The 3,362-nt window shown below is 66.9% G+C and carries 3 protein-coding genes; all 3 read left to right on the forward strand.

Going from position 1 to position 3,362, the window contains the following annotated elements; all coding sequences use genetic code 11:
* Nucleotides 1-440 precede the first annotated feature (440 nt).
* Nucleotides 441-1,046, forward strand: coding sequence for an ATP-dependent Clp protease proteolytic subunit (locus ABZS97_RS43655; RefSeq protein ID WP_149513863.1), 606 nt, complete (start codon nt 441-443; stop codon nt 1,044-1,046).
* A gap of 85 nt (nt 1,047-1,131) precedes the next feature.
* A complete protein-coding gene (locus ABZS97_RS43660) occupies nt 1,132-1,812 on the forward strand; it encodes an ATP-dependent Clp protease proteolytic subunit (protein ID WP_356149545.1) in 681 nt (226 codons plus the stop codon).
* Between the two features lie 160 nt (nt 1,813-1,972).
* Nucleotides 1,973-3,259 (forward strand): ATP-dependent Clp protease ATP-binding subunit ClpX, encoded by a 1,287-nt coding sequence (gene clpX / locus ABZS97_RS43665; RefSeq protein ID WP_356149551.1) that lies wholly within the window; start codon nt 1,973-1,975, stop codon nt 3,257-3,259.
* The last annotated feature ends 103 nt before the right edge of the window (nt 3,260-3,362 follow it).

A 3,362-nucleotide genomic window follows, 5' to 3' on the forward strand; every position in this document is an offset into this window, starting at 1 on the left:
GGCCCGCACACGGCCGTCGTCGCCTGGCTCGGCTACGAGACGCCGGGCACCGTCAGCACCACGGTCCTGCCCGGGCCCGCCGTGTCTTTAGGGGCGCGGGGAACTGCGCGAGCAACCACGTACCAGCCGCACCCGCCGCTGCACGGCCCGTGGCAGACGCGCCTGCGGCCTTGTGGCGGCTGAGCGCGCAGTTCCCCGCGCCCCTGACGGGGCTCCACCGAACCCTGCTCAAGCCGGCGCAGCGCATGCGCTCACAGCGAACAGTTCCCTCTGCGGGATTCCCCGGAGGGACCCGCGCGTTAGGGTCCATGAAGACGAGGGCAGGGGAGTCCCCGAAGCCGCCCCGGGCGGCAATGTACCGGGGTCCCACGCCCCCAGCAGAAGACGTGAGACGGCCCGGCGCCGTCGTAAGACGAGCAGGTGGATACGTGACGAATCTGATGCCCACAGCCGCCGGCGACCCCATCGGTGGGGGCCTCGGTGACCAGGTCTACAACCGGCTGCTCGGCGAGCGGATCATCTTCCTCGGCCAGGCGGTCGACGACGACATCGCCAACAAGATCACGGCGCAGCTGCTCCTCCTTGCCTCCGACCCGGACAAGGACATCTACCTCTACATCAACAGCCCCGGCGGCTCGATCACGGCCGGCATGGCGATCTACGACACCATGCAGTACATCAAGAACGACGTGGTGACGATCGCCATGGGCATGGCGGCCTCGATGGGCCAGTTCCTGCTCAGCGCCGGCACGCCCGGCAAGCGCTTCGCGCTGCCGAACGCCGAGATCCTGATCCACCAGCCCTCGGCCGGCCTCGCCGGTTCCGCGTCGGACATCAAGATCCACGCCGAGCGGCTGCTGCACACCAAGAAGCGCATGGCGGAGCTGACGGCCTTCCACACCGGCCAGACGGTGGAGCAGGTCACCCGCGACTCGGACCGTGACCGCTGGTTCGACCCGATCGAGGCCAAGGAGTACGGCCTCATCGACGACATCATGCCCACCGCTGCAGGCATGCCGGGCGGCGGCGGCACCGGAGCGGCGTAAGCCGCTCCCGCGGGGGCGGCGGTGGATGCCCCTCCCGCGCCCCCAGCCGACCGCCTCAGCCCCTTTCAGGCTTCCAGGAGACACAGTGAACGACTTCCCCGGCAGCGGCCTCCACGCCCGCACGCAGGCCGAGTACACCGGCCCTCGCGCGGAGTCCCGCTACGTCATCCCGCGCTTCGTCGAGCGCACCTCGCAGGGCGTGCGTGAGTACGACCCGTACGCGAAGCTCTTCGAGGAGCGCGTGATCTTCCTCGGCGTGCAGATCGACGACGCCTCCGCCAACGACGTCATGGCGCAGCTGCTGTGCCTGGAGTCGATGGACCCCGACCGTGACATCTCGGTCTACATCAACAGCCCCGGTGGCTCCTTCACGGCGCTGACTGCGATTTACGACACGATGCAGTTCGTGAAGCCCGATATCCAGACAGTCTGCATGGGTCAGGCCGCCTCGGCCGCCGCGATCCTGCTGGCCGCCGGTACGCCGGGCAAGCGCATGGCGCTGCCGAACGCCCGTGTGCTGATCCACCAGCCCTACAGCGAGACGGGTCGCGGTCAGGTCTCCGACCTGGAGATCGCGGCGAACGAGATCCTCCGGATGCGCGGTCAGCTCGAAGAGATGCTGGCCAAGCACTCCACGACGCCGATCGAGAAGATCCGCGAGGACATCGAGCGCGACAAGATCCTCACGGCCGAGGACGCGCTCGCGTACGGCCTGATCGACCAGATCATCTCCACCCGGAAGATGAACAACTCCGCGGTCGTCTGACGTATCGCTGTATCGTCTGCCGCTCCTTGGCGCGGTTCACGACAAAGTGAACCCCGCCAAGGGGGGCCCGAACGAGGGGCCAGGCAAGGTACCGTCGTTCATAAGGCAGCACCAGGAGCCGCTGGACCTAGGCGTCTCCCAGGCGAAGGGGAAGCACACCGTGGCACGCATCGGTGACGGCGGCGATCTGCTCAAGTGCTCGTTCTGTGGCAAGAGCCAGAAGCAGGTCAAGAAGCTCATCGCAGGGCCTGGTGTGTACATCTGCGACGAGTGCATCGATCTCTGCAACGAGATCATCGAGGAAGAACTCGCGGAGACGAGCGAGGTGCGCTGGGAGGAACTTCCCAAGCCCCGTGAGATCTACGAGTTCCTCGAGGGGTACGTCGTCGGCCAGGAGACAGCCAAGAAGGCTCTCTCAGTCGCGGTGTACAACCACTACAAGCGCGTTCAAGCCGGTGAGAACGGCGGCGGTCAAAGCCGCGAGGACGCCATCGAGTTGGCGAAGTCCAACATCCTGCTCCTCGGCCCCACGGGTTCGGGCAAGACACTCCTGGCCCAGACCCTGGCCCGCATGCTCAACGTCCCGTTCGCCATCGCCGACGCGACGGCGCTGACGGAGGCGGGCTATGTGGGCGAGGACGTCGAGAACATCCTCCTGAAGCTCATCCAGGCCGCTGACTACGACGTCAAGAAGGCCGAGACGGGGATCATCTACATCGACGAGATCGACAAGGTGGCTCGTAAGAGCGAGAACCCGTCGATCACCCGCGATGTGTCGGGCGAGGGTGTGCAGCAGGCACTCCTCAAGATCCTTGAGGGCACGACCGCCTCCGTGCCGCCGCAGGGCGGGCGCAAGCACCCGCACCAGGAGTTCATCCAGATCGACACGACGAACGTCCTGTTCATCGTGGGCGGCGCCTTCGCGGGCCTGGAGAAGATCATCGAGTCCCGGGCGGGCGCGAAGGGCATCGGCTTCGGCGCGACCATCCGCTCCAAGCGCGAGCTGGCGGAGAAGGACCGGTTCGAGGACATCATGCCCGAGGACCTGGTCAAGTTCGGGATGATCCCGGAGTTCATCGGCCGCCTGCCCGTGATCACCTCGGTCCACAACCTGGACCGCGAGGCCCTTCTCCAGATCCTCGTCGAGCCGCGCAACGCACTGGTGAAGCAGTACCAGCGCCTCTTCGAACTCGACGGTGTGGAGCTGGACTTCGAGCGCGAGGCCCTCGAAGCCATCGCCGACCAGGCCATCCTCCGCCAGACCGGCGCCCGCGGCCTGCGCGCCATCATGGAGGAAGTCCTCATGTCCGTGATGTACGAGGTCCCGTCCCGCAAGGACGTGGCCCGCGTCGTCATCACGGCAGACGTCGTCCACTCGAACGTGAACCCGACCCTGATCCCGCGGGATGCGCGGGGGCGGGGGCCGGGGGAGCAGAAGACGGCCTGAGCTTCCAGGTACCGACGGGCAGGCACCCCACACGGGGGGGCGGCCCCCGGGCGGGGGGGGGCACGGTCAGCACAAAAAAAAATTTTTAATGGCGGGGCTAGTT

The sequence above is a fragment of the Streptomyces sp. NPDC005485 genome, from assembly GCF_040606085.1.
In the GTDB taxonomy this organism is placed as follows: domain Bacteria; phylum Actinomycetota; class Actinomycetes; order Streptomycetales; family Streptomycetaceae; genus Streptomyces.

Coding starts and splice junctions, on each gene's coding strand:
- ABZS97_RS43655 (WP_149513863.1), top strand. CDS start 441: ATGCCCACAGCCGCCGGCGACCCCATCGGTGGGGGCCTCGGTGACCAG.